The sequence below is a fragment of the Streptomyces tagetis genome, from assembly GCF_018069565.1.
Lineage (GTDB): Bacteria > Actinomycetota > Actinomycetes > Streptomycetales > Streptomycetaceae > Streptomyces > Streptomyces tagetis.
This window is the reverse complement of sequence record NZ_JAGPNL010000001.1, coordinates 313,932-337,191: the sequence shown is the minus strand read 5'-3', so window position 1 is coordinate 337,191 and position 23,260 is coordinate 313,932. Positions and strand designations below refer to the sequence as shown.

Here is a 23,260-nt window from a genome sequence, read left to right as displayed (position 1 = left end):
ATGAGGTACCCGTATGAGCTCCACCTCCCCCACCGCCGGGACCGACTCCGAACCGGCCGTCTCCGTAAGGGACGTGACGAAGAGTTACGGCGGCCGGCGGGCCGTCGACGGGGTGTCCCTGGACGTCCGGCGCGGCGAGTTCTTCGGGCTGCTCGGCCCGAACGGCGCCGGCAAGTCCACCCTGGTGGAGATCATGGAGGGGCTGCGGCAGGCCGACTCCGGCGAGGTCGCCGTCTTCGGCGAGTCCCCCTGGCCGCGCAACACCGGCCTGCTGCCCCGGATGGGCGTACAGACCCAGTCCTCGGCGTTCTTCGTCCGGCTCACCGTCCACGAGCACCTGCGCACCGTGGCCGCCCTGTTCGGCGCCGACCGTGCCGCCGTCGACTCCACGCTGGAGGCGGTGGGGCTCGGCGACCGGCACGACGTCCGGGTCGACAGCCTCTCCGGCGGCCAGCGGCAGCGGCTCGCCATCGCCTCCGCGCTGGTCCACGGACCCGAGCTGATCTTCCTCGACGAGCCGACCGCCGCGCTCGACCCGGCCGGGCGCCGCGATCTGTGGGAGGTGCTGCGGGGCCTGAAGGCGCGCGGCCGGACCATCGTGTACACCACGCACCACCTGGACGAGGCCGAGGCCCTCTGCGACCGCGTCGGCATCCTGGTCTCCGGCCGGCTCGTCGTCACCGACGAACCGCAGCGCCTGATCGGCACCTTCGGCTCCGGCAGCCGCCTGCTGGTCCCGCTCGGCCGGATCGACGAGGAGCGGGCCGCCGCGCTGCCCGGCGTGGACTCCGTCAGCGTCCAGGGCGGCCACCTCGTCCTGGAGACCCGCGCCACCGGCCGCGTCCTCGCCGCCCTCGACCCCCTCACCGGTCTGGACGGGGTGCAGACCCGCACCCCGAGCCTGGAGGACGTCTACCTCGACATCACCACCCGGCAGACCGACGCCCCCCTCGCCTCGAACAACCAGGAGCAGCAGGCATGAGCGCCTACACCGCGCTGACCGGGGCGGGCTACCGCGCCCAGGTCCGCGACAAGACCACCGTCTTCTTCACCTTCGCCTTCCCGCTGATCTTCCTCGTCGTCTTCGGTCTCGTCTTCCGCGGCCGGGACGTCGAGGAGAGCGGCTTCTCCTACCTCTCCTACACCGCCGCCGGCGTGCTCTCCTGGGGCGTGGCCAACGCCGCCGTCTTCGGCATCGGCTTCACCCTGATGCAGTGGCGCGCGGACGACATCCTGCGGATGATCCGCATGTCGCCGGCCCCGCTCGCCTCCGTCATCGGCTCGCGCTACGTCCTCGCGCTCGGCGTGGGCCTGGTCCAGTCGGTGCTCTTCGTCGGGGTGGCGATGCTGCCCGGCTTCGACCTGGTGCCCGACTCCCGCTGGCCGCTGCTGTTCCCCGTCCTGGTGCTCGGCATCACCACCTTCCTGCTGCTCGGCGTCGTCATCGGCAGCATCGCCGACACCCCCGAGTCGGTCGCGGCCATCGCCAACTTCCTGATGCTGCCGATGGCGTTCCTGTCCGGGTCGTTCTTCCCGCTGGACGCCATGCCGGAGTGGCTCCAGAAGATCTCCCTGGTACTGCCGCTGCGCTACCTCAACGACGCGGTCTCGGCCGCCCTGGTCGGCCGCGGCGACCTCTCCGACATCGGCGTGGGCTGCGCCGGGCTCGTCGCGTTCGCCGTGGTCTTCGGCGTGCTCGCGGCACGCCTCTTCCGCTGGACGAAGACCTCATGACCACCGCGACCCGGACACCCGCGCACCCGATGCGGGAGGCCCGCGACGCGGTCCAGGCGTACCTGGAGGACCGCTTCGGCGCCGACGCCCCACGGGTCGTGCCGGTGGGCGCCGTCGGTGCGGGCGGCGGGGACGGCGCGGGCGGGGGTGCCCCCGATCCGTGGGCGGCGGAGCGTCCGGCGGCGCTGGTGCACATCAGCGCCTCGGCGGTGCTGCTCGGCCCGTGGGGCGGCGACGGCTCCGCCCCCGCCTGCGGGCGCTGCCTCGCCCTGCGCTGGCAGCGTTTGCGCAGCCGCAGCGAGCGCAACGCCCTGGAGACCGGGGGCCCCGACGGCCCCCGCCCCGCCGGGGCCTGGCCGCTGCCGGCCGCCCACGTCCTGGACGGGGTGGCCGCGCTGTGCGAGGCGCTGCTGCGCGGGCCCCGCCCGGTGCCGCCCGCCGAACTGCCGGCCGACCGCGCCCTGCCCCAGGTGACCCGGCTGGACCTGGCCACGCTGGGGGTGCGCACGTACCCGCTGCTCGCCGACCCGCTCTGCCCGGACTGCGGTCCCCGCAGCGGCCCCCGGGCGGCGCGGGAGGTCCCGCCGCTCACCCTCGCCGCGCGCCCGAAACCGGACCCCGGCACCTACCGGGTGCGCTCCGCCTTCGCCCACCCGCTGCCCACCGACGCCCTGGCCAACCCGGTCTGCGGCGCCCTCGGCGCGGGCACCTGGAACGACGTGACCTCCTCCACCACCGCGCCGGTGGCGGGCAGCGCCTTCGTCCGGGGGTACGCGGGGCTCCACGACGTCACCTGGAGCGGGCAGGAGAACTCCTTCGCCACCAGCCGCCGACTGGCCTTCCTGGAGGGCCTGGAGCGGTACGCGGGCACCCGCCGCCGGGGCGGGCACGCGCCGGTCGTCGGCTCGTACGAGGATCTGCGGGCCGACGCCGTCGACCCGGCGGAGTGCGGCCTGTACGGCGCCGAGACCTACCGGGACGACCCGCTCGTCGACCCCTTCGACCCGGCCCGGCCCATCCCCTGGGACTGGGGCTGGTCGCTGCGCGACGAACGCCCGGTCCTGGTGCCGTCGCGGCTGGTCTACTACAGCATCCCGACGGCCGGCGACAACTTCGTCTTCGAGTGCTCCAACGGCTGTGCCATCGGCGGCTGTCTGGAGGAGGCGGTCCTCGGCGGGCTGCTCGAACTGGTCGAGCGGGACGCGTTCCTCAACGGCTGGTACGGCGCGGCCCGCCTCCCGCGCGTCGACCTGGCGACCGTCGGCGGCACGACGGCCGCCGCGATGGCCGAGCGGGCGGCGCTCCAGGGCTACGACGTGCACGCCTTCGACAACCGCGTCGACCTGGCGATCCCCGCCGTCACCGTGGTCGGCGTCCGCCGCGACGGCGGTCCGGGCACCCTGTCCTTCGCCGCCGCGGCCTCCCTGGACCCGCGCTCGGCGATCGAGGGCGCCCTGTCCGAGGTGCTCAGCTACATCCCGCACCTGGCCCGGCAGACCGGCGAGCGCCGGGCCGAACTGGAGGCCATGGCCGACGACTTCGCCCTGGTACGGCACCTCAAGGACCACCCCCAGCTCTACGGGCTGCCCCGCATGTCCGCCTACGCCCGCGCCTATCTGGAGCCCACGCGGGCACGGCCGTTCGACGAGGTGTACGGGGAGTGGGAGCGCGAGCGCCGCCCGCGCACCGGTGATCTGCGTGACGATGTCGCCCTGGTCGTGGACGAGTTGGTCCTCGCCGGGCACGACGTCATCGTCGTCGACCAGACCTCGCCCGAGCAGGAGCGGATGGGGCTGCGCACGGTCGGCACGGTGGTGCCGGGGCTGCTGCCGATCGACTTCGGCTGGAACCGGCAGCGGGCGCCGCTGATGCCCCGGCTGCGCACCGCGCTGCGGCGCGGCGGCCACCGGGACCGCGACCTCACGGAGGCGGAGATCCACTGGGCTCCCCATCCGTTCCCGTGAGGGCGTGCGGGCGGGTGTCCGTACGCCGGCGGGGCGTACGTCCGTACGCCGGCCGGGCCGTGTGTCCGTACGCCGGCCGGGCTGTTCGTACGGCGGCCGGGCTGTTCGTACGCCAGTCGGGCCGTCCGTACGCCGGTCGGGCCGTATGTCCGTGAGTCCGTGACCGTGTGGGCCCCCTGCGCCCACGTGCCCCTTCCGGGCCTCCCCGTACGGCGGTGGAGGCCCGGCCGCTCGTCCCCTCCCCGGAGCCGCCCATGAGCCACCCTCCCGAGCCCGCCCCGGACCGCGCGGCGCATCTCCTCGCCCGTACCGGTGAGGTCCTGCGCCCGGCCCTCGGCCTCTACCTCGACCTGCACGCGCACCCCGAGCCGTCCGGCCTGGAGGCCCGCACCGCCGACCGTTTCGGACGCCGGCTCGCGGCGGCCGGCTGCGAGGTCACCCACGGCGTGGGCGGCCACGGCGTCGTCGGCGTGCTCCGCAACGGCGACGGCCCCGCGGTCTGGCTCCGCGCCGAACTCGACGCCCTCCCGCTGCGCGAACGCACCGGACTGCCCTACGCCAGCCGCACCGACGCCATGCACGCCTGCGGCCACGACCTCCACCTCGCCGCCGCCGCGGCCGCCGCCGACCTGCTCGCCCGCCTCTCCGGCCGGTGGCGCGGCACCCTCGTCGTGGTCGGCCAGCCCGCCGAGGAGACGCTCACCGGGGCCGAGGCGATGCTGCGCGACGGGCTCTACGAACGCTTCGCCGCCCCCGCCGTCGTCCTCGCCCAGCACGCCGCCCCGCTCCCCGCCGGCACCGTCGCCCACGCGCCCGAGGGGACGCCGATGGCGGCGGCCGGCGCGGTGCTCGACGTCGTCCTGCACGGGAGGGGCGGGCACGCCGCCACCCCGCACCTCGCCGTCGACCCGGTCCTCGCCGCGGCCTCCCTCGTCACCCGGCTCCACTCCGTCGTGGCCCGCGAGAGCGCCCCCGCCGACCGGGTGACCCTGACCGTGGGCACCCTGCACGCCGGTACCGCCGCCAACGTCATCCCCGACCGCGCGGGCCTCGGCATCGCCGTCCGCGCCGCCGGTGAAACGGCCCTCGACCGGGCACTCGACACGGTGCGCCGGGTCATCGCCGCCGAGAGCGCCGCCTCCGGTGCCCCCGAGGAGCCCGAGGTGAACGTCACCTCCCGCGCGGCGGCCCTGTGGTGCGACCCGCACACCACCGACGCGCTGCGGCGGGCCCACGCCGCGCTGCTCGGCCCGGGGCGGGTCCTGTCCTGGCCCGGCTCCCCGGCCACGGAGGACTTCCCCCTCTTCGGCGACGCCGGGTCGGCGGTGCACGGCCGGAGCGGAATCCCCCTCGCCTACTGGATGCTGGGCGTGGCGGACCCGGCCCCCGGCACCGTGCCCCACCCGAACCACTCCCCGTTCTTCGCCCCGCACATCGCCGGCGCCCTCCGCCCGGCCGTCGCCACCCTGGCCGCGGCGGCCCTCGACCGACTGGGGGCGGGGCCGGACGGGGCGGCGGGGGACGATGCGGCACGGGACGGAGAGGCTCCGGTGGTCGCCGGGCCCGGGTGAGCCGGTCCCGGCCGGAGGGAGCCGGTCCACCGCTCGTCAGGGCGCGCGGACGCGGTGGGCCAGCCGTCGCCCCCAGGACTGCGCCGGTGCCTCGATCGCCCGGTGGGTCGGGACGGAGACGGGCAGCAGTACGGCGTAGAAGGCGGCCGTCCGTACGAGGCTGTCCGGCCGTTCGCGGCCGTGGGTGGCGACGACCACGGCGAGCAGCACCGGATGCACCAGGTAGAGCGAGTAACTGACGGTGCCGAGCCCGGCCAGCCACCGCGGGGTGTGCCTCCGGCGCCAGGCCAGTCCGGCCCCGAAGGTGGCCACCGCCAGCAGGAAGCCGAGAATCCAGCCGCGCCGGGTGACGTGGACGCTGTCGCCGTACCCGTACGCGCTCCCGACGGCGCAGACCACGACGAGGAGGGCTGCGGCGACCGCGGCCCGCCGGGCCCGCCCTCCCTGCTCCGCCCGCCGGACGGCGGTGCCGAGGAACATCAGGGCGAGGATGACCAGCCCCTCCCAGGGAGGGACCGTGCCGTTGAAGGCGACCAGGGCGAGGGCCAGCACCCCGCCGAGCACGGCCCCGGACACCCGGACCACGGGCGCCCTGGCGCAGGCGCAGCCGACGGCGGCCACCAGGGCGACGGCGGCGACGGCCACCACCCGGTCCGTGCCGAGCGCGGCGGAGAGCGCGGAGGCGGGCAGCGCCCAGCCCACCGCGACGCTCACGGCCGCCAGCGCCGACAAGGTGCCCGCCGTCGCCGCCGACCGCTCGTGCAGCCCGACCGAGAACAGGGCGACGGTCAGCAGGTAGAAGGCCATCTCGTAGGAGAGCGTCCACAGGACGAGCAGGAGGCCGGGCGTCGCCAACAGCTCTTGCAGCAGGGTCAGATGGGCGACGGCCGTACCGAGGGCGCTGTGTCCGGCGTAGTCGCGGACCTCCGCGAGGCCCCACCGGTCCAGGACGAGGGTCGCGCCGACGACGGCAGCCCAGAGCGGGTAGACGCGGAACAGGCGCCCGATCCAGAACGTCCGGACGCAGCCCCGCCGTTCCAGCGAGGCGGGGATGACGTAGCCGCTGACCAGGAAGAAGACCATGATGCCGTAGCGGCTCGTGCTGAACTCGGGCATCAGCTCCCTGCGGAACTCCGCGAGGAAGACGTACGAGGAGTGGTCGAAGACGACGACCAGGGCCGCGATGCCGCGCAGCGCGTCCAGCCAGGCCAGCCGTGTGTCACGGGGCGACACGCCAGGGCGGGGTAATCGGCGCAGTGGGGCGGGCAGTCGGCGTGCCGGGCCGGTCGATCGGCGTGTCGGAGCGACTGATCGGCGTGTCGGGTCGGACGTCCGGCGTGTCAGGCGCGGTAATCGGCGTGTCGCGGGCGTGTCCTGGGCGGACGGCTGTGTCTTCACGTCCCCTTCACGCGGGGCGCGGTGGGGATGTTCACCGGCCTCGCGCGGGCACCCACCGGGGCGGGTCGGCGCCCGTTGTCAGTGCCGGCTGAGAGGGTGCCGTCATGCCACCTTGGGACCTTCTCACCATCGACCGTGCCCTGCGGGCCGGTTGGGCCGCCGACACCTGCTCGCCGGACGACGCCGCGCGCGCCCCGTGGCAGCCCGGCAACCCGGCGTGGGGCCAGTGCGACATCACGGCGCTCCTCGTGCACGACGTCTTCGGCGGCGACCTCGTCGTCGGCGAGGTGTACCAGGGCGCGGAACAGCACGGCCACCACTGGTGGAACCGGCTGCCGTCCGGGGTGGAACTCGACCTGACCCGCGAGCAGTTCCGCGACGGCCAGACCGTCACCGCACCGCGCGTCGTGCGCCGCCCGCCGGGCCCGCCGCCCCGCCGCCGGGCGGAGTACCTCCGCCTGCGCGAGCGGGTCGCCGCCCACCTCGGTCACCTCCCCGGGGAGGGGCAGGGCGAGGCGGCGGGGTGAGAGCCGAGGGGGGCGGGGCGGGTGACAGGTTGGGCCGTTCGGACCCGCGCGGTCGCCGGGGCCGCCCGCCTGCCCTCGGATGGAGGGAAACCTCCCCTCCCCGCAGGAAGCGAGTCACTGGTGATCGTCAAGAAGCTGCACGAGTCCGGCATCCGCTCCGAGCACGCCTACACCGCCGCGTTCGTCTCCATCGGCCTGTCCGTCCTCTCCTGGTGCGCCTCGCGCGGCGTCGAGAAGAAGGGTGAGGAGCGGGCGGACCGCTGGGGCATCTTCGTCGGGGAGTGGGCGCCGACCTTCTTCGGCCTCGGGCTGGCGCTGTCCACCTACGAGAAGTAGCCCGGGGCCGGGCCGCGGTCCACCCGCTCACCACGGGTCAGCCATCCCCGCGGGTCAGCCGACCCCGCGGGTCAGCCGTCCCCGCGGGTCAGGCGGTCCGCAACCGCGCGTCCAGTTCCTCGGCGTCCAGTTCCGCCGTGTACACGTCGCTCCCGGGCTGGTGCTTGCGCCCGCCGCCGCCCAGCCCGCCGGCGTCCACCGCGTCGAAGCCGATGTCCTGGATGAGGCTCGCCACGACGGCCTTGGCCTCCTCGTCGTCGCCGGAGACCGGGATGGCGATCCGCTCCGGGTCGCCGGGGGGACGTCCGTGGTCGCGCAGGTTCTCCCAGTAGATCGCGTTGAACGCCTTCACGACGTCCCCGCCGGTCACCGCGCGCACCTTCTCGCTGGAGGTGGTGGAGTCGTCGTCCAGCTCGGGGTCGTGCCCGTCGCGCTGCGGATAGTAGTTGCAGGTGTCGACGAGGACCTTGTCGCGGAGCCCGGTGTGCGGGAGCTCGTCCACGCGCCCGTAGGGGATGGAGACGACCACCACCTCGCCGAAACGGGCCGCGTCATCGGCGGTCGACGCCTCCACGGGGCCGTCCATGCCCGCGACGAGGCCGGCGAGGGTGTCCGGGCCGCGCGAGTTGGCGAGCCGCACCTCGTGGCCGTTGCCGGCGAAGCGCCGGGCGAGGGTGGAGCCGATCCTGCCGGCCCCGATGATCCCTATACGCATGCCGTGACTCCGTTCGGTGGTGGGGTCCATGGTCGGTCCGCGGTCGCTCTGTGGTCGGCCCGCGGTCGCTCTGTGGTCGCTCTGCGACCGCTCTACGGTCACTCTGCGGTCGCCCTACGGTCACTTTGCCGTCGCTCTGCGGTCGGCCGAGGTGCCTCCCGGCACGGCACGGCACGTCACGGCCTGGGGGCCGGGCGCCGCCGCCGCACACGGGCACGGGTAGCCCGGTGGGGGACGCGGCAAACAGCCCGGCGGTACGCCCTCACCGTTCCCCGGCCGGGGGCCGGTGCGCGTCCAGGAGGGCGATGACCTCCTCGTCGGTGACCTGCCCGAAGTCGTCGTACCAGAGGCCGACGGCGCCGAAGTCCGGCGGCTGGGAGAGGCAGAGGACGTCGTCGGCCTCCGGGCGCAGCGCGGCGACGGTCTCGGGGGCCCCGACGGGCACAGCGAGGATCAGTCTGGCGGGCGCCTGGCGGCGCAGGTGGCGCAGGGCGGCGCGGGCGGTGACGCCGGTGGCGAGGCCGTCGTCGACGAGGATCACGGTGCGGTCCCGTACGTCGGGGGCGGGCCGCTCGCCCCGGTAGCGCAGGGTGCGGCGCCGGAGTTCCGCGCGTTCGCGGGCCACGTCCGCCGCGAGGTCGGCCTCGTCGAGGTCGAGCAGTCCGAGGGTCCGCCGGTCGAAGAGCGGCGGGTCTTCGCCGGCGAGCGCGCCGACGCCCGCCTCGGGCCGGCCGGGGGCGCCGATCTTGCGGACGACGAGCACGTCGAGGGGTGCCCCGAGCGCGCGGGCCACCTCGGCGGCGACGGGCACGCCGCCCCGGGGCAGGGCGAGGACGACGGGACGCGGGAGGTCCCCGCCGGACGCCGCTTCCCTGAGCCGGAGGGCGAGGTCCTGGCCGGCCTCCCGGCGATGGGGGAATCGCATGGCTGCCTCCACTCCCTGAACGGGGTTTCCTCCCGGCGGCCGTCGAAACCGAGGGGCCGGGAGGGGCGTCGTCAGGTGTGGCTCAGCCGATCCGCTTCACCCGGTTCCGCAGCCAGAACGGCCGGCGCCCCCGCGCCGTCGGGAAACGGCGCAGGTCACGCCGGTACTCGCGGACGGACGGCGGCTGCCGCCACCCGGGCGCGTCGTACTCCTGCCAGGAGGCGGTGCGCCACGGGTGCTCGGGGGAGTACGAGTACGCGGTCGGATCGATCTTCTCGACGCTGACGACGAGGACGTGGGCGACGCCGTTCTCGGCGGTGTAGCTCGCCTCGCGCCACCTCCGCAGGGCGGGCAGCCCGGCGAACCCGGGCAGGTCGACCGGCACCCCGGACGCCCCCTCTCCCTCGCTCTCCTCCCCCGGTTCCGCGTCGGTGTCCGCCTCGGGGTCCTCCGGGGCGGGCGGGTCCCAGCCGCGGGCCCACCGGTCCCGGGGGTCGACCCGCACCTGCGCCTCCTCGTACCGCCCGGCGGCCCGGTACTCCAGGAGCAGCAGCCGCCATTCCCCGGGGGCCGCCGCCACGGCAGCGCCGGCGATCTCCTCCCGCAGCCGGTCCATCTCCCCCTCGGCCAGAGGCCGTTCGTACCGTCGCCCCTTGGCGATCCGGCGCCGGGTCGGTGGCCGGGAGCGGGGCCCGAAGCTGCTGCTGTACCGCATCTCGATCAGCACCCTGCCGAGGAACGCCCAGCCGAGCGTGCTGTTGTAGTAGTAGAGGCGGACCAGCAGGAAGTCGAAGTCGAAGGTGACGTCGGTGTCGGTGCGGCGGTAGGAGACGGGGGTGTGGTCGCCGAGCCAGGCGCCGAGGGAGTTGTCGGGGCCGAGCCCGGAGGCGACCAGCCGCTGCACCAGGCTCTCGACGACGAGGACGCCGACGAACCAGACGGCGCACGCGGCGATCGTCACCGGCCAGGCGAGCCATCCCGGCAGCAGCCCGGAGACCCGGTCGTGCAGATGCTCCGGCACCCAGGCGACGGCGGTCTCGGCGACCTGCGGCAGGGTGCTGGCGTACCCGGCGAGCACCACCAGGACGGCCCGGTCGACCAGATGGCGCAGGACGCCGAACACGGTGAAGCGGAAACCCCAGTCGGGCCGGAACCCCGCCATGCTCCGGGCGCACAGCGCGACGAACGCCAGCACCTGTCCGACGGCGGCGATCAGCGCGACCCGGCCGTGAAACCCGGGCTCCTCCTGGAAGTTGGCGGAGACGAGAAAGCCGGAGAAGCCGAACAGGCCCGCCTGGACGATCCAGACGACCACGATCCCCAGCCGCCCGGCGAACGCGACGAACCCGGACCGCGCTACGCCACGCCCCTCCGGCGGCCTCAGCACCGGCCGGTTCAACAGGGAGAACACGGTGGTGAGTACGGCGATGGCCACCGACAGCTCGGTCCTCGCCCGCCCCTGCACATCGGCGAACGCCGAGAAGAGGTACAGCCCGATCAGACCGACCAGGCAGACGACCTGTGCCGCCCGCAGCCCTCTTCCCCCGGAAGCCACCACCCCATGCTAGAAGCCCCTCCCCCACCGCCCCAGCCCCCGCCTTCCCCCCACCACACCATCTCCCCAACCGGACCACTCCCGCCCGACCGACGCGAGTCGACGGGTGAGCGCCCCAACGCGCTCACCACGGGAACGCGCCCGACCCCCGGAAGGAGACGACGAAGAAGATCACCAAGGGCATGAGGACCAGGAGAACGAACGCGGCGAGGACCTTCGCCCACGTCGCCGTCCTGCCGGGGCGTTCGGTCGGCATGATCACTCCGGGGGAAGCCTGGGCGTGGACGATCGCCGACACCGCCGGGATGGTACCCCCCACGGTCGGCATGCCGGGAGGGGCCGAAGCGGCATCGGAGCCCACTGCATCTCACCGGCCGGCCACTACCCCGCCGTCATCTGAGGACTTCCTCCCCGTCGCCGCCCCCCACCGCCGCCGAGTCGGGCAGGAGGAGGCGGAAGGCGCAGCCCTCGCCGGGGTGGTTGTCCAGTTCGAGGCGTCCGCCGTGCGCCGTGGCGATGGCGGCGGCGATGGCGAGGCCGAGGCCGGAACCGGGCTCGCACCCCGGCGCGGCCCCCTGACCGAGGGGCGCGGCGCGGTAGAAGCGGTCGAAGACGTGCGGGGCCTCGTCGGGCCGGATGCCGGGGCCGTCGTCCGCGACCTCGACGACGCAGACGGGCGTGCCGGGCGGCAGCGGCGGCCCGCCGCCGAGGGCGCTTCGGCCGACGGGCGTGCGCGCGGCGCCGACCCGGACGCGGACGCCGCTGTCGGCGGGCGTGTGGACGCAGGCGTTGGAGAGCAGGTTCCCGAGGATCTGGGCGAGTTGGTGGGGATCGCCGGGCGCCTCGACGATGTCCAGGCCGCGTTCGGGGCCGCCCGGGTGGCCCGCGAGCGGCTCCAGGGTGACGGCGCGGCCGGGATGGCGTACCGCGGTGGTGGCGATGGCGTCCGCGGCCAGGGAGAGCAGGTCGACGGGCTCGCGGTGCGGTACGGGGGTGTCGCCCAGCTTGGCGAGGAGGAACAGGTCGTCGACGAGACGGCTCATGCGCTCGGCGTTGCGGGCGATCAGGACGTGCGCTTCCCGACGGCGGCGGTCGGGCATGTCCGGTTCGGCGAGGAGGAGTTCGGCGAAACCCTGCACGGCGGTGAGCGGGGTACGCAGTTCGTGGCCGGCGTCCGCCATGAAGTGGCGCAGCCGCGCTTCGGAGGTGGCGGTGCGGCGCAGGGAGGCGCGCAGGCGGTCGAGCATGGTGTTGAGGGCCAGGCCGAGGCGGCCGACCTCGGTGTCCGGGTCCGCCACGGGCACGTTGAGTTCCAGGGCGCCCGCGGTGATGTGCTGGGCGGTGTGCTCGACGCGGGTGAGCGGGCGCAGCCCGAGGCGTACGGCGCCGTTGCCGAGGACGACGACCCCGGCGGCGACGGCCGCGCCGAGGCCGAGGCTCAGCCAGAGGAGTTTGGCGGTGGCGCCGTCCACGGTGTCCAGGGGCAGGGCGACGACCGCCTGGGCGCGGCCGGGCCCGGGGTGGACGATGACGCGCCAGCCGGACCCGGTGTCACCCCGGGCCGGTACGGTGCTCGGGCGTCCGGCGGACAGGTCGAGGTCGGCGACCCGCCGCGGCAGACGGGGGCCGGTGGCGTCGACACTGCCCAGGGAGGCGGGCAGCAGGTTCCCGTCCTCGTCGTAGAAGAAGACGCGGTAGTCGGAGGGCAGCGCGTGGTCCGGCTCCGGCGGCCGTGGTACGCCACCGGCGGCGATGTCCTCGTAGACGACGTCGGGGGGCCGGAAGTGGGAGAGCCGGTCGTCGACCTGGGCCGTCAGCCAGCCGCGCAGCACGGTCAGGCCGGCGAACTGGCACAGCAGGACCGCGCTGGTGGCCAGCAGCCCGGCGATCAGGACGAGGCGGCTGCGCAGCGAGCGCGGGCGCAGCCGGCGGGGCCACCTCACGGGGCGGTCGGGCGGTTCTCGTCGCGCGGCAGCCGCAGGCAGTAGCCGACCCCGCGCACCGTGTGGATCAGGGCGGGCGGATCGCGGTCGATCTTGCGGCGCAGGTTCTTGATGTAGGTGTCGACGATGCGGCTGTCGCCGGAGAAGTCGTAGCGCCAGACCTGCTGGAGGATCTCGGACTTCTCCAGTACGCGCTCTGGCTGAGCCAACAGGCAGGCCAGCAGCCGGAATTCGGTCGGCGACAGGCTCAGGAGGCGGTCCGCGCGGCGGACTTCGCGGGTCGTCTCGTCCAGGGTGAGGTCGGCGTGGCGCAGCGGCGGGCGGGCGCCCGTGGCGGAGGGGGGTGCGCTGCCTCGGCGCAGGATGGCGCGGATGCGCAGCAGCACCTCCTGGACGTGGAAGGGCTTGGTGACGTAGTCGTCGCCGCCGGAGCTGAGGCCGATGATGCGGTCCTCGACGCCGGAGCGGGCGGTGAGGAAGAGCACGGGGGTGTAGACGCCCTGGGCGCGCAGGTCGCGGATGACCCGGAAGCCGTCGGTGTCCGGGAGCATGACGTCCAGGACGATCAGGTCGGGCCGGGTGGCGCCGGCCCGGAACATGGCCTCCTGCCCGTCGGCCGCGCTCGCGACGGTGTAGCCGGCCGCGCCGAGCGCGGAGGTGAGCAGGGTACGGATGCTGGCATCGTCCTCCACCACGAGGACGGTGTGTCCGGCGGCGGGCGGGCGCGCGGGGGTGTGCTGGTCGATCACGTTCTGGCACCTCGGGGTACGACGGGCGGGGCGGGCCGGTGCGGTGGGGCGCGATGGTAGCCAGGGAACCTGTGGAGGAAGGGGCGGTTACCTCAGGAAAAGGGACGTTCCGGCATTCCGGGCGCCGCTTCGGGGAGGGCGGGCCGGAATGCCGGAGTCCTCAGCCGGTCACCTCCTTGTTCTCGGCCAGGGCTGCGGTGCGGTCGGTGACGGTCTGCCGGAGCCGGGTGACCGACGACTCCAGCTCCTCGGAGCCGGCGCCCGCGGCACGGGCCTGCTCCGCGACGGCCTCCAGGTTCTCCGCCGCCGCGCCCGAGCCGTAGAACTTCCGGTACAGCTCGCGGTACGCCTCCTGGTACACGCCGTCGAAGGCGTCGGAGGCGAGGAACCTGGTCTTCAGGACGTGCTCCATGGCACCCGGCCCGCGCCCTTCGGTGTCGGCCGCGCCCTGGGGCAAGCCCTCGGGCCGGGCACCGGGCAGGCCGCCGCCCATGCCGATCTCGTCCTCCGGTCCGGCCGTGGCGTCCCCGCTGAAGGTCAGGTTGTAGTCCCAGCCCAGGACGGAGAACTTCTTGGTGTCCAGGTCGTACCAGAGCAGGTAGTTCTTGCCCGGTCCCGCCATGTCGTCGAAGTTCAGCAGCAGGTTCTGCGAGGCCAGGTACTCGGCGAACGACTCGACGTCGACGTATTTGCCGAGGTCGCGGGCGAACTCCTCGTCCGAGGCGTTGTTGACCCATTTGATGAGCTTCATGACCGGTTCGAGGTCCTGGCTGCCCTTCTTGTTGAGCTGCTTGAAGGAACTCTCGTAGTCGGTGGGGTCGTCGCCGCGGTAGGCGAAGCTGCCGCCCGCCTTGGCCTTGTACAGCACCCCGTTGCCGTCGCCCACGTCGTCGGCGTAGTCGGTGTCCGGGGCCTCGACCATGAGGCGGGTGGCGGCGGGCCGGTTGTTCACGGTCAGCTCGGTGAAGCCGTACCGCTCGGCCTTCTGCCCGCTCAGCCCGGTCAGGGACAGCGCCAGCGCCTCGTTGAGCGGCACCTGCCCCTTGCTGCCGGGGCGCAGCGAGATCTCCCGCTCGCCCTGGTAGGCACGGCCCTCGACGTACTCATCGATCTTGACGAGCCAGGGCAGTTCCTCGGGCTTGTCGGCGGAGAGGTCGTACTGCACCATCCCGCCCATGCCGCCGCCTCCGCGTTGGCCGGTTTCGCCGGGGGCACCGCCCTCGGTGGCACCGCCGGGGGCACGCACCGCACCCGTCGGGGCACCGTCGGGCAGCCCCCGTCCCCCACCGGGCATTCCTCTGCCGCCCCGCAGGGACATCAGGGTGGAGTTGCCCTTGAGACGGATGCCGACGTCGTTGAGGTACACACCGTCGACGACCAGGTCGGCCTTGATGTACTCCTTGGTCCCGTCCTCGCGGAACTCCTTCATCATCTTGTCGAAGTCGGTCTGCTCATAGGTGATCTGGAGCGTGTGTGCCACCGAGGTGTCGTACAGGTCCACCGTTCCGCCGACGTCGTCGGTGATGGGGTCCGCCTCGACCCGGGAGGACGACGTGACGTACGGGGAGATCCGCACGTCGCCGAGGAAGACGACCATCGCGGCGAGCCCGACGCCCAGCACCGCGGCAGGCTTCCAGTGGTGCCGCAGCCGGACGGGCAGCCGGTCCCGCAGCCGCCGCCCGCGCCGCGCGGAGGTCCCGCCACTCATCACAGGTCCGTCGTGTCGTAACCGGTCAACACGGTGACCCGCTGCCCGGACGTCCGTTCCTGGAGCGCGCTGACCAGGTCGGCGGGCTCGGCGCCCTTCTTCAGGCGGACCGTGTAGAAGACCTCGCTGAGCGCTCCGCCCCGGATCGTCTCCGTGCTGACCAGCTCGAACTCGCTGGTGTACTTGATGAGTACGTCACGGATCTGCGGCGTGTAGTCGTCCCCGGCGGGGACCTGGACCTTGACGACCTGGCGCTGCACGTTCAGCACGAACCAGTTGAACTTGTACATGACGATGATGACGACGCAGATCACGACGGCGCCGACCGCGGCCAGCGTGTAGAAGCGGGCACCGCAGGCCATGCCGATCGCCATGGCCAGGAAGACGAAGCCGACGTCCCGGGTCTCCTTGACCGCGTTGCGGAAGCGGACCACCGACAAGGCTCCGACCAGCGAGAACGCACGCGCCAGGTTGGACCCGACGACCAGCATGATCAGGGCGACGATCATGCCGACGATGACCAGCGTCTGCACGTAGGACTGGCTGTAGGAGACGTTGCGGTGCGTGTACCGGTACACGTAACCGATCAGCGCCGACAGGACGAAGGACAGCGCCATCGCCGCCACGACATCGGCCACGCTGAACGTGCCACTGAGTTCCTGTAGTTCGAGATCGAAGTTCACTGTGCTCCTGCCTTCGTCGACGCGTCGTACCGCGCCGGCCGCTGTTCCGGCGGCTGTTCTTCAGTGGGGGTGGGTGGCGGAAAGTCCGCCTCGTTGACGTGGAAGACCGAGCGCGGGGCCAGGCCGAACGCCTCGATGGACTGCACGTACTTGGAGATCCGGACGAGGTGGAGATTGCGCCGCGCGGCCAGGTCGGTGATCCAGTGCGGGGTGCGCTCGTTGACCTTGACCTCCATGACCGACAGGTGCGGCGGGATCGTGAAGCGGTTCTCCGGCGTCTCGATGCCGAAGTGGAAGTCCCGGTCCCGGCCGCGGACCCGCCGGTCGAAGGTGACCCGCAGCCCGGTGTCCGCGTCCCGCCCGACCAGGGCTTCGCGCTGGTACCCGGTGATCACGGTCGCCTGGAGGTTCAGCCGCGTGATCAACTCCAGGACCTCCTGGACGAAGGCGGTCTCCCTCGCCGAGTGGTCCACCACCCGTCGCCCGTCGCAGAGTTGCCGCGCGACGCCGTAGGAGAGGGTGATGCGGCGCTTCTGCGTAACCCGGTTGACGCGCTGCTTGATCTCCACGCACACCGGGGACTCGTCGGTGACTCCGTCGAGGTTGCCGTAGTGGCGGATGCGCAGCTTGCGGCGGAACTTCAGCCCCTCGATCTTCTCCCAGTAGAAACGGAGTTGAGGCGTGTCGTAGTACAGGCTCCACACGCCGTACCCACCGACGGGGCTGTGCGGGTCCCGGTCCATCCGCCCGGCCAGCTCGTCACGGATCTCGGCGGCCTGCTCCACCGGGACGAGGTACTTCAGCTCGAACCGGTTGAACGCGTGCAGCCGACTGGCCACATGCGACGACTCCGCGCTCCCCCCAGCCCCGGCCCCGGCCCCGGCCGCCCGAACCTCCCCATCCTGCCCCTCACGCGCCACGGCTGCCTTCGACAGGAACACCACGCGCCTCCTCGCTCATACGTCGCGGACCAACCGGCCTCGCACACGCAACCAACGGCGCATGAGGAGCCCATGAGAATCACGGGTGAATTCCAGGAGTATTCGAAGTGACGGAAAAACAACCACTCGCCCCACGACTCTCCCCCCGGAATCCGGGGACAGCCCATACCGGCGACGGCACCAGATACACCGCGATAGAACCGGACCACCGCAACCCGGGACATACGATCCCCACCCCCACCACGAAAGCCCGCCCGGCTTCCACCACCCCATTCACGTCGATCCCGCCGAGGCCGGCACGCCCCGCAGCACGCCCCTCACCACCCCGACACGCAAACAGGCCAACGACCCTTTGCCCAGGTCACCCAGGCCGGCAGAGCCAACAGCCCCACCCAGTGACCCGCCCCCATGAAGCACCCCGGTCAGCCGTTGCGCTCCCCGGAGCCCCTATCACCCGCCCCCGTTCGGCGTTGATATGACCACACCCAGGAGGTACCCGGCACTATGGAAGGGAATTCGCCATGTTCGACACACTCACATGCATCACCCACGTCTTACACAGCCAGAATGTGAACGCCGCCGACCTGTCCCTCACCTGTGCCCACGGAATCCCCCGAGGGAACCGGCCGACCACATTCCCGACCACGACCCCGTCGCACTCGCACGCCGCGCTGCCCCTGCAAGAAGCCCCCACATCTGGCCAACCTGACACTGCCCACCGCGTGGGCCGGCGGCGACTGGTCGCTCATCGTGGTTTGCGCCAGGAACTTGCGACCGAAGTCAATCGTGTTCGCCTGCGCGCGTTGCGAGCGAGTTCGATGTCCTCATCGAGCAAGCTGCCTCTGAACGGATTGCGGACATCGTCAAGAACCACAACGAGCAGAGATGTGCCGCTCGGGCGGTCATACCGGAACGCGGTGTCCGAGAATTCCTTGATGAAGTCCTCATGTATCCGGTCATGAACGACTGACCGACATCACCAATTCAAGCCCGGCAGCACTGCCGTCAAGTAAATTCGACATGACCAGCTTCACCCCGGTCGTCCACCCAGGAATTGATCTCGGGGCCATCGACCGGATCATTCGGGGGAAGCGACCGCTCATCCATCGCGCGCCAGAGAGACTTACCCGTCGTGGACTGCTCTGGAAAGGGGCCGGCGGCCCGGCCGTGTCGCCGGAAGGGGGCGCTGGCCGCGGTGGGGTGGGCCCTGTGAGGGGCCGGGGGAGGCTCTGCGTGTGCTGTGCCGGTTGGCTGGGGGTGTCTTGATCACTGGCTGGGTCGGCGCCTAGAGTCGCCGGGGTGAGTCGGGGAACTCCCGTCAGGGACCGGGGTGTTGTTCGAGACCCGGTACCGGTCGGCGGCGAGTGGGTCCAGCGGAGGTTACGGGGTGACGTCATGACGCTGCTGCTCGCCCAGATCAGCGATCTGCACCTGGACGGGAGCGAGCGGGCCGCCCGCCGCGCCGAGCAGGTCATGAACCACCTGCGCGCGCTGCCCCGCCGGCCGGACGCGGTCCTGGTGACCGGGGACATCGCCGACCACGGCGAGGAGGCGGAGTACGAGGAGGCCGCGCGCCTCCTGAAGGCGCCGTTCCCGGTGTTCCTCTGCCCCGGCAACCACGACGATCGGTCGGCCTACCGCACCGTCCTGCTCTCCGAGCCCCCCGGCGACGGGCCCGTCAACCGGGCCCACCACGTGCCCGGCGCCGTGATCCTCATGTGCGACAGCACCGTCCCCGGCCGCGACGAGGGGCGCCTCGCGCCGGAGACCCTCGACTGGATCGACGCCACCCTCTCCGGTCTGGCGGACGGCACCCCCGCACTGCTCGCCTTCCACCATCCGCCGGTCACGGTCCACCACCCGCTGCCCGACGCCTGGCCGCTCCGGGAGGCCGGGGACCTCGCCGCGCTGCTCGACGCGCATCCGCGTGTGGTCGCCCTCCTCACCGGCCACGCCCACACCGCCGCGGCGTCCGCCTTCGCCGGGCGCCCGGTGATCGTCTCCCCGGCGGTCACCTGGACGCTGCGCCTGCCCTGGGAGGGCGGCGAGCCCGCCGACCGCGACCAGCCTCCGGGCCTCGCCTACCACGTCCTGGACGACGACCACCGGCTGACCACGCACTTCCGCGTCGTGCTCTGAGAACGTGGGCCGCCCGCCGCGTCGGTCACCGCGCGGCCGGGGCGGCGGCCAGGTGGCCGACGGTCTCCGCCAACGCCTCGGCGGCGGCGTCCAGTTGGTCTTCCCGGAAGACGCCCATGTGCCCGATGCGTACGGTGTCCGCCTTCCAGGGGCCGCGCCCGCCCGCCACCAGGACGCCGTGTTCCCGTTCCAGCCGGCCGCGGACCGCGTCGGCCGGCACCCCGGCGGGCAGGCGCACCGCCGTGACCGTGGGCGAGGCGTCTTCCGGGGCGACGAGCGGGCTCAGGCCGAGGCCGGTGAGCCGCCGGCGCAGGTGCCGGGCGGCGTGGCGGTGGCGCCGGAAGACGTTCTCCGGCCCCTCCTCCCGCAGGAGGCGGACCGCGGCGTCCAGCCCCTGGAGCACCGACACCGCCGGGGTGTAGGTGGTGGTCCCCTCCGTCACGGCGTCGGCCATGCGGGGGAAGTCGAAGTAGTAGCGGGGCCCCCCGCGCCCCCGGGCGGCGGCCAGGGCCCGTTCGCCGGCGGCCACCGGACTGATCCCCGGCTGGGCGAGCAGCGCCTTCTGGGTGACGGTGACCACCACGTCGGCGCCCCAGGCGTCCATCTCGACGGGGATCGCGCCGACGCTGGAGACCCCGTCGACGAGGATCAGGGCGTCGCTCTCCTCCCGGACGGCCTCGCACACCTCGCGCAGGGGGTTCAGCACCCCCGTGGACGTCTCGTTGTGGGTGACGAGCACGGCCCGGAACGGTCCGGCGGCGCGCAGCACGCCCCGTACCTCCGCCGGGTCCAGGGCCCGTCCCCACGGCACCCGGTGCTCGGTGACCTCGGCCCCGTGGGCGCGGGCGACGGCCGCGAACCGTTCGCCGAAGTACCCGGCGCACAGGGCGAGGACCCGCTCGCCGGGGGCGACGCAGTTGACCACCGCGGCCTCCATCCCGCCCGTGCCCGAGCAGGTGAAGGGCAGCACGGCGCCGGTGGTGCCGAAGAACGGGCGCAGCCCGTCGGTCACGTCCCCGAGGAGCCGCCGGAAGCCCTCGCCGCGGTGGCTGACGATGCCGCGGACCGATGCGGCGCCCACGGGCTCGGGCACGGGCAGCGGCCCGCTCGTGCGGACGTTCTCCACGGTCGGCGTCCCTTCTGCGGGTGGGGTACGGGTCACAGGCAGGCCGCCAGCCGGGCGGCGGTGTCGGGCGGCAGGGCGACGGGGGTGTTCGAGGAGCGGGAGGAGCGCAGGACGTCGCCGAGGATCGCCGGCACGTCCCCGGCCGTCGGTCCGTAGGCGCCCAGCTCCGGGGGGAAGCCCGCGCGGACGATGAGTTCGCGCAGCGCCGGGCCGAGCCCGCCGGGGTCCGGGGCGCCGAGGAAGCCGGCCATCTCGTCCAGGCGTGCCGCGAGGAAGCCGGGGCCGCGCGGGTCCCGGCACAGGTGCGGTTCGGCGGCGGCCTCGACGCCGGCCGGGAGGAGCCAGGAGAGGCCGAGGAGCGCGGCCAGTCCGTGGGGTACGCCGAAGCGGGCGGTCAGGGGGTAGGCGAAGGCGTGGCCGACGGTCGTACGGGTGATGTCGATGGCGTGTCCGGCCACCGTCGCCAGCCGGCTGAGGTCGTGCCGGTCGGCCACGGTGAGCGAGCGGGAGGCGGTGCCGAGCACCCGGGCGATGCCGGACGCGGCCTCGGCGGCGAGGGCGCGGGAGCGGGGTGTGGAGTGCACCGACCAGTACGACTCCAGTGCGTGGGCGAGGGCGTCGAAGGCGCAACTGACGCTCACCTCCCAGGGGCAGGTCCGGGTCAGGTCGGGGTCGATCACGGAGACGGTCGCGCGGACCTCGGGCCGGTCGAGGGAGTGCTTGATGCCGTCGGCGAAGACCGTGGCGAACTGGGTGACCTCGCTGCCCGTCCCCGCCGTGGTCGGTACGAGGACCAGGGGGACGCCGGAGTGCTCGTGCAGGTCCGCCCGGCCGCGCAGGGCGTCGAGGGCGGGGGCGCGCTCGCCGGGCAGGCAGCGGACCATCTTGGCCACGTCCATGGCCGAGCCGCCGCCGACGCCGACGACCAGTTCGGGACGGTGGGCGTCGCGTACCGCGCAGCCGCGCAGGACCTGCTCCAGGTCGGGGTTGGAGCGGAAACCGGAGAAGACCCGGACGTGCGGGACGTCCCACCGCAGCAGCGGCGCGGCGCGGCGCAGTGTGCCCGCGCTGGCCACGACCAGGACCCGGTCGGCGTCGTACTCGCCGATGACGCGGGCCAGTTGGTCCGAGGCCCCGGGGCCGTCGATCAGGGTCGTGGTGGGGGCGGCCACGGTCTGCGGTCCCCTCGGCTCACCCGCCATACGTGGTCCCGTCCCGTGTCCGGTCCCGGGCGAGCGCGGCCTCGAAGTCCCGGCGCAGTTCCGCCGGGGTGCGCCGGGAGGTGACCCGGGGCGGCACGTCGGTGCCGGGGCTGACGGTGACGGCCAGCAGGTGCGGGCCGGGCAGGTCCCGGACGCGTCGCATCGCCGCGCCGGTCTCCTCGGCGGAGGCGGCCGTTCCGGCGGTGCGGTAGCCCAGTGCCCGGCCCAGCCCGGCCCAGTCGACGGAGGCCGGCGCGTGCTGTCCGCCGGTCGACTCGTAGCAGCCGTTGTCGAGGACGACGTGGGTCAGGTTGCCGGGGGCGGCGGCTCCGGCGACGGCGGCGGAGCCGAGGTGCATCAGGGCCGCGCCGTCGCCGTCCACCACGACGACCCGCCGGGTGGGCCGGGACAGGGCGGTGCCGATGCCCAGGCTCAGGGCGTGGCCCATGGACCCCTGCATGTAGAAGTTCTCCGGGCGGTGTGCCAGGGAGTGGAGTTCGCGGCTGATGTAGCCCGTGGTGGCGTAGACGGCCGCGTCGCCGAGGTGGGGGGCGAGGGCCGCCAGGGCGGCGCGGCGGTCGAAGCCGCCGGTGGCGTCCCCGGCGGCGGGGGTGTCCCCGGCGGTGGGGGCGGGCACGGCGGCGGTGGCGGGCACGGTGCCGACCGAGTTCTTCGGGACCAGGACGACGGCGGGTCTGCCCTCGCGGCGGCTGTGCTCGGCCTCGTCGAGGACGGCGCGGAATCCGTCCTCGTCCGCAGGCATGGTCCAGGTGTCCACGCCGAGCGCGTCGAGCAGGGCGTGCTGGCGGGAGCCCATCACGCGGTGCTGCGGCTCGTCGCGGTCGGGGTCGGGCCAGCCGCGCAGGCTCATGAAGACGAGGACGGGGATGTCGAAGGTCATGATCAGGGAGGTGAGCGGGTTGAGCAGGTTCCCGAAGCCGGAGTTCTGCAGCATCACGACGGCGCGGGTGCCGGCCAGTTCGGCGCCGGCGGCCATGGCGAGGGCGGCGCCCTCGTTGGCCGCCGGCACGTACCGGTCGCCGGAGCGTTCCAGCAGGCCGATCGGCCCCTGGAAGAAGGAGCAGGGCACCCCGGTCCAGAAGCCGACCGATCGGTGGGCGAGTTCGTCGCGGAAGACCTTGGCGTCGATCATGCGTCGATCGCGTTCCAGGTGTCGGCCTCGGTGAGGCGGAAGATCTCCTTCACCGGGGCCATGTCCGGTTCGCTGGAGGCCGAGTCGCCCTCGGCCCTGATCCTCAGCAGGACGTCCCGGACCGCCTGGACGGAGGCCCGCATGGTCTGGTTGGCGTAGATGACGAGCGAGACCCCGGCGCGGGACGCCTCCTCGATGTTCCACGTGTAGTAGGTGGTCGGTACGGCCACCACCGGCACCGACCCCTTCCAGCGCCGTAGGAACTCCTCGATCTCGTCGGGGCGTTCGTACTTGGAGTGGATCAGGATCGCGTCGGCTCCCGCCGCCTCGTAGGCCCGTGCCCGGCCGATGGCGTCGTCCATTCCGGAACCGGCGATCAGCGCCTCGGTGCGGGCCACGACGACGAAGTCGGGTGAGCGCTGGGCCTCTTTGGCGACGCCGACACGGGCGGCGAACTCCTCCCTGTCCTCCAGCCGCTGCCCGGAACTCATGAAGCTGTTCCGCTTGGGGAAGACCTTGTCCTCGATGCAGATGCCCGCGACGCCGGCCTCCTCGTGACTGCGCACGGTGAGGGCCACGTTGAGCCGGTTGCCGAAGCCGGTGTCGCAGTCGGCGAGCACCGGGAGCGGGGTGGCGCGCGCCATCCACTGGGCGGCCTGGAGGTAGTCCGTCATGGTCAGCAGGCTCATGTCGGGCAGCCCGCGGCTGGCCGAGGTGACGAAACTCGACGCCCAGACGACGTCGAACCCGGCCTCCTCGACGAGTCTGGCGGTCAGCGCGTCCTGCGCTCCGGCGGCGCGGGCCGCGCCCGGGGCCTCCAGTATTCGTCTCAGGCGTGCGGAAGTACCCATGTCAGTCCTCGAGTTCCGATCCGTGTCTCCACAGCGGCCG

General features: G+C 73.5%; 21 protein-coding genes. 7 read left to right on the top strand and 14 right to left on the bottom strand.

The window, feature by feature from the left end; genetic code table 11:
- Nucleotides 1–13 precede the first annotated feature (13 nt).
- The 4 genes from J5Y05_RS01445 (at nt 14) to J5Y05_RS01430 (ending at nt 5,269) form a co-directional block, all read left to right on the top strand.
- Nucleotides 14–982 (top strand): ABC transporter ATP-binding protein, encoded by a 969-nt coding sequence (locus J5Y05_RS01445; protein ID WP_210867883.1) that lies wholly within the window; start codon nt 14–16, stop codon nt 980–982.
- On the top strand, nt 979–1,734 hold the full coding sequence (locus tag J5Y05_RS01440; RefSeq protein ID WP_210867882.1) for an ABC transporter permease: 756 nt from the start codon (nt 979–981) through the stop codon (nt 1,732–1,734). The genes J5Y05_RS01445 and J5Y05_RS01440 overlap by 4 nt, the downstream gene beginning before the upstream one ends.
- Entirely contained in the window at nt 1,731–3,698 is a 1,968-nt protein-coding gene (locus tag J5Y05_RS01435; protein WP_210867881.1) for a TOMM precursor leader peptide-binding protein, read from the top strand. The genes J5Y05_RS01440 and J5Y05_RS01435 overlap by 4 nt, the downstream gene beginning before the upstream one ends.
- A 254-nt stretch (nt 3,699–3,952) precedes the next feature.
- Nucleotides 3,953–5,269: an amidohydrolase gene (locus J5Y05_RS01430; protein WP_210867880.1), complete on the top strand. Its 1,317-nt coding sequence runs from the start codon at nt 3,953–3,955 to the stop codon at nt 5,267–5,269.
- 36 nt (nt 5,270–5,305) lie between these two features.
- On the opposite strand, the gene J5Y05_RS01425 is transcribed toward J5Y05_RS01430, so the two are convergent.
- The gene (locus J5Y05_RS01425) at nt 5,306–6,502 is read right to left on the bottom strand and encodes an acyltransferase family protein (RefSeq protein WP_307853636.1); all 1,197 of its coding nucleotides are present in this window, start codon (nt 6,500–6,502) and stop codon (nt 5,306–5,308) included.
- A 269-nt stretch (nt 6,503–6,771) separates the two neighbouring features.
- Here J5Y05_RS01425 and J5Y05_RS01420 point away from each other — a divergent pair, with 269 nt between their 5' ends.
- Nucleotides 6,772–7,194 carry a YunG family protein gene (locus J5Y05_RS01420; protein WP_210867879.1) on the top strand — a complete coding sequence of 141 codons (423 nt, stop codon included), beginning with the start codon at nt 6,772–6,774 and terminating at the stop codon, nt 7,192–7,194.
- A 120-nt stretch (nt 7,195–7,314) separates the two neighbouring features.
- Nucleotides 7,315–7,530: a hypothetical protein gene (locus tag J5Y05_RS01415; RefSeq protein ID WP_210867878.1), complete on the top strand. Its 216-nt coding sequence runs from the start codon at nt 7,315–7,317 to the stop codon at nt 7,528–7,530.
- 88 nt (nt 7,531–7,618) lie between these two features.
- Here J5Y05_RS01415 and J5Y05_RS01410 read toward each other — a convergent pair whose 3' ends face one another.
- From J5Y05_RS01410 to J5Y05_RS01370, 9 genes are all read right to left on the bottom strand, one after another.
- On the bottom strand, nt 7,619–8,275 hold the full coding sequence (locus tag J5Y05_RS01410) for an NADPH-dependent F420 reductase (protein WP_210867877.1): 657 nt from the start codon (nt 8,273–8,275) through the stop codon (nt 7,619–7,621).
- A 232-nt stretch (nt 8,276–8,507) separates the two neighbouring features.
- Nucleotides 8,508–9,170, bottom strand: a complete 663-nt coding sequence (locus J5Y05_RS01405; RefSeq protein ID WP_210867876.1) for a phosphoribosyltransferase — start codon at nt 9,168–9,170, stop codon at nt 8,508–8,510.
- Between the two features lie 82 nt (nt 9,171–9,252).
- Complete coding sequence (locus J5Y05_RS01400) at nt 9,253–10,725, bottom strand: hypothetical protein (protein WP_210867875.1); 1,473 nt, start codon at nt 10,723–10,725, stop codon at nt 9,253–9,255.
- Nucleotides 10,726–10,849: 124 nt separating this feature from the next.
- Nucleotides 10,850–11,023 (bottom strand): hypothetical protein, encoded by a 174-nt coding sequence (locus J5Y05_RS01395; protein WP_210867874.1) that lies wholly within the window; start codon nt 11,021–11,023, stop codon nt 10,850–10,852.
- Between the two features lie 94 nt (nt 11,024–11,117).
- Nucleotides 11,118–12,668, bottom strand: coding sequence for a sensor histidine kinase (locus tag J5Y05_RS01390; protein WP_210867873.1), 1,551 nt, complete (start codon nt 12,666–12,668; stop codon nt 11,118–11,120).
- Complete coding sequence (locus J5Y05_RS01385; protein ID WP_210867872.1) at nt 12,665–13,417, bottom strand: response regulator transcription factor; 753 nt, start codon at nt 13,415–13,417, stop codon at nt 12,665–12,667. The genes J5Y05_RS01390 and J5Y05_RS01385 overlap by 4 nt, the downstream gene beginning before the upstream one ends.
- Nucleotides 13,418–13,577: 160 nt before the next feature.
- The gene (locus J5Y05_RS01380) at nt 13,578–15,125 is read right to left on the bottom strand and encodes a CotH kinase family protein (protein ID WP_210867871.1); all 1,548 of its coding nucleotides are present in this window, start codon (nt 15,123–15,125) and stop codon (nt 13,578–13,580) included.
- Nucleotides 15,125–15,808, bottom strand: coding sequence for a DUF4956 domain-containing protein (locus J5Y05_RS01375; protein ID WP_210867870.1), 684 nt, complete (start codon nt 15,806–15,808; stop codon nt 15,125–15,127). Before J5Y05_RS01375 ends, J5Y05_RS01380 begins: the two co-directional genes overlap by 1 nt.
- The gene (locus J5Y05_RS01370) at nt 15,805–16,647 is read right to left on the bottom strand and encodes a polyphosphate polymerase domain-containing protein (RefSeq protein ID WP_210867869.1); all 843 of its coding nucleotides are present in this window, start codon (nt 16,645–16,647) and stop codon (nt 15,805–15,807) included. The genes J5Y05_RS01375 and J5Y05_RS01370 overlap by 4 nt, the downstream gene beginning before the upstream one ends.
- A gap of 1,497 nt (nt 16,648–18,144) precedes the next feature.
- Between J5Y05_RS01370 and J5Y05_RS01365 the strand changes: the two genes are divergently transcribed.
- On the top strand, nt 18,145–18,888 hold the full coding sequence (locus J5Y05_RS01365) for a metallophosphoesterase (protein WP_210867868.1): 744 nt from the start codon (nt 18,145–18,147) through the stop codon (nt 18,886–18,888).
- A 25-nt stretch (nt 18,889–18,913) separates the two neighbouring features.
- On the opposite strand, the gene J5Y05_RS01360 is transcribed toward J5Y05_RS01365, so the two are convergent.
- Genes J5Y05_RS01360 through J5Y05_RS01345 form a run of 4 tightly spaced genes read right to left on the bottom strand, consistent with a single transcriptional unit; the run spans nt 18,914 to nt 23,220 of the window.
- The gene (locus tag J5Y05_RS01360) at nt 18,914–20,014 is read right to left on the bottom strand and encodes a pyridoxal-phosphate-dependent aminotransferase family protein (RefSeq protein WP_210867867.1); all 1,101 of its coding nucleotides are present in this window, start codon (nt 20,012–20,014) and stop codon (nt 18,914–18,916) included.
- Between the two features lie 32 nt (nt 20,015–20,046).
- Nucleotides 20,047–21,186, bottom strand: a complete 1,140-nt coding sequence (locus J5Y05_RS01355) for a phosphonoacetaldehyde reductase (protein ID WP_210867866.1) — start codon at nt 21,184–21,186, stop codon at nt 20,047–20,049.
- A 19-nt stretch (nt 21,187–21,205) separates the two neighbouring features.
- On the bottom strand, nt 21,206–22,369 hold the full coding sequence (gene aepY / locus J5Y05_RS01350; protein ID WP_210867865.1) for a phosphonopyruvate decarboxylase: 1,164 nt from the start codon (nt 22,367–22,369) through the stop codon (nt 21,206–21,208).
- Nucleotides 22,366–23,220 (bottom strand): isocitrate lyase/phosphoenolpyruvate mutase family protein, encoded by an 855-nt coding sequence (locus tag J5Y05_RS01345; RefSeq protein ID WP_210867864.1) that lies wholly within the window; start codon nt 23,218–23,220, stop codon nt 22,366–22,368. The genes aepY and J5Y05_RS01345 overlap by 4 nt, the downstream gene beginning before the upstream one ends.
- Nucleotides 23,221–23,260 lie beyond the last annotated feature (40 nt).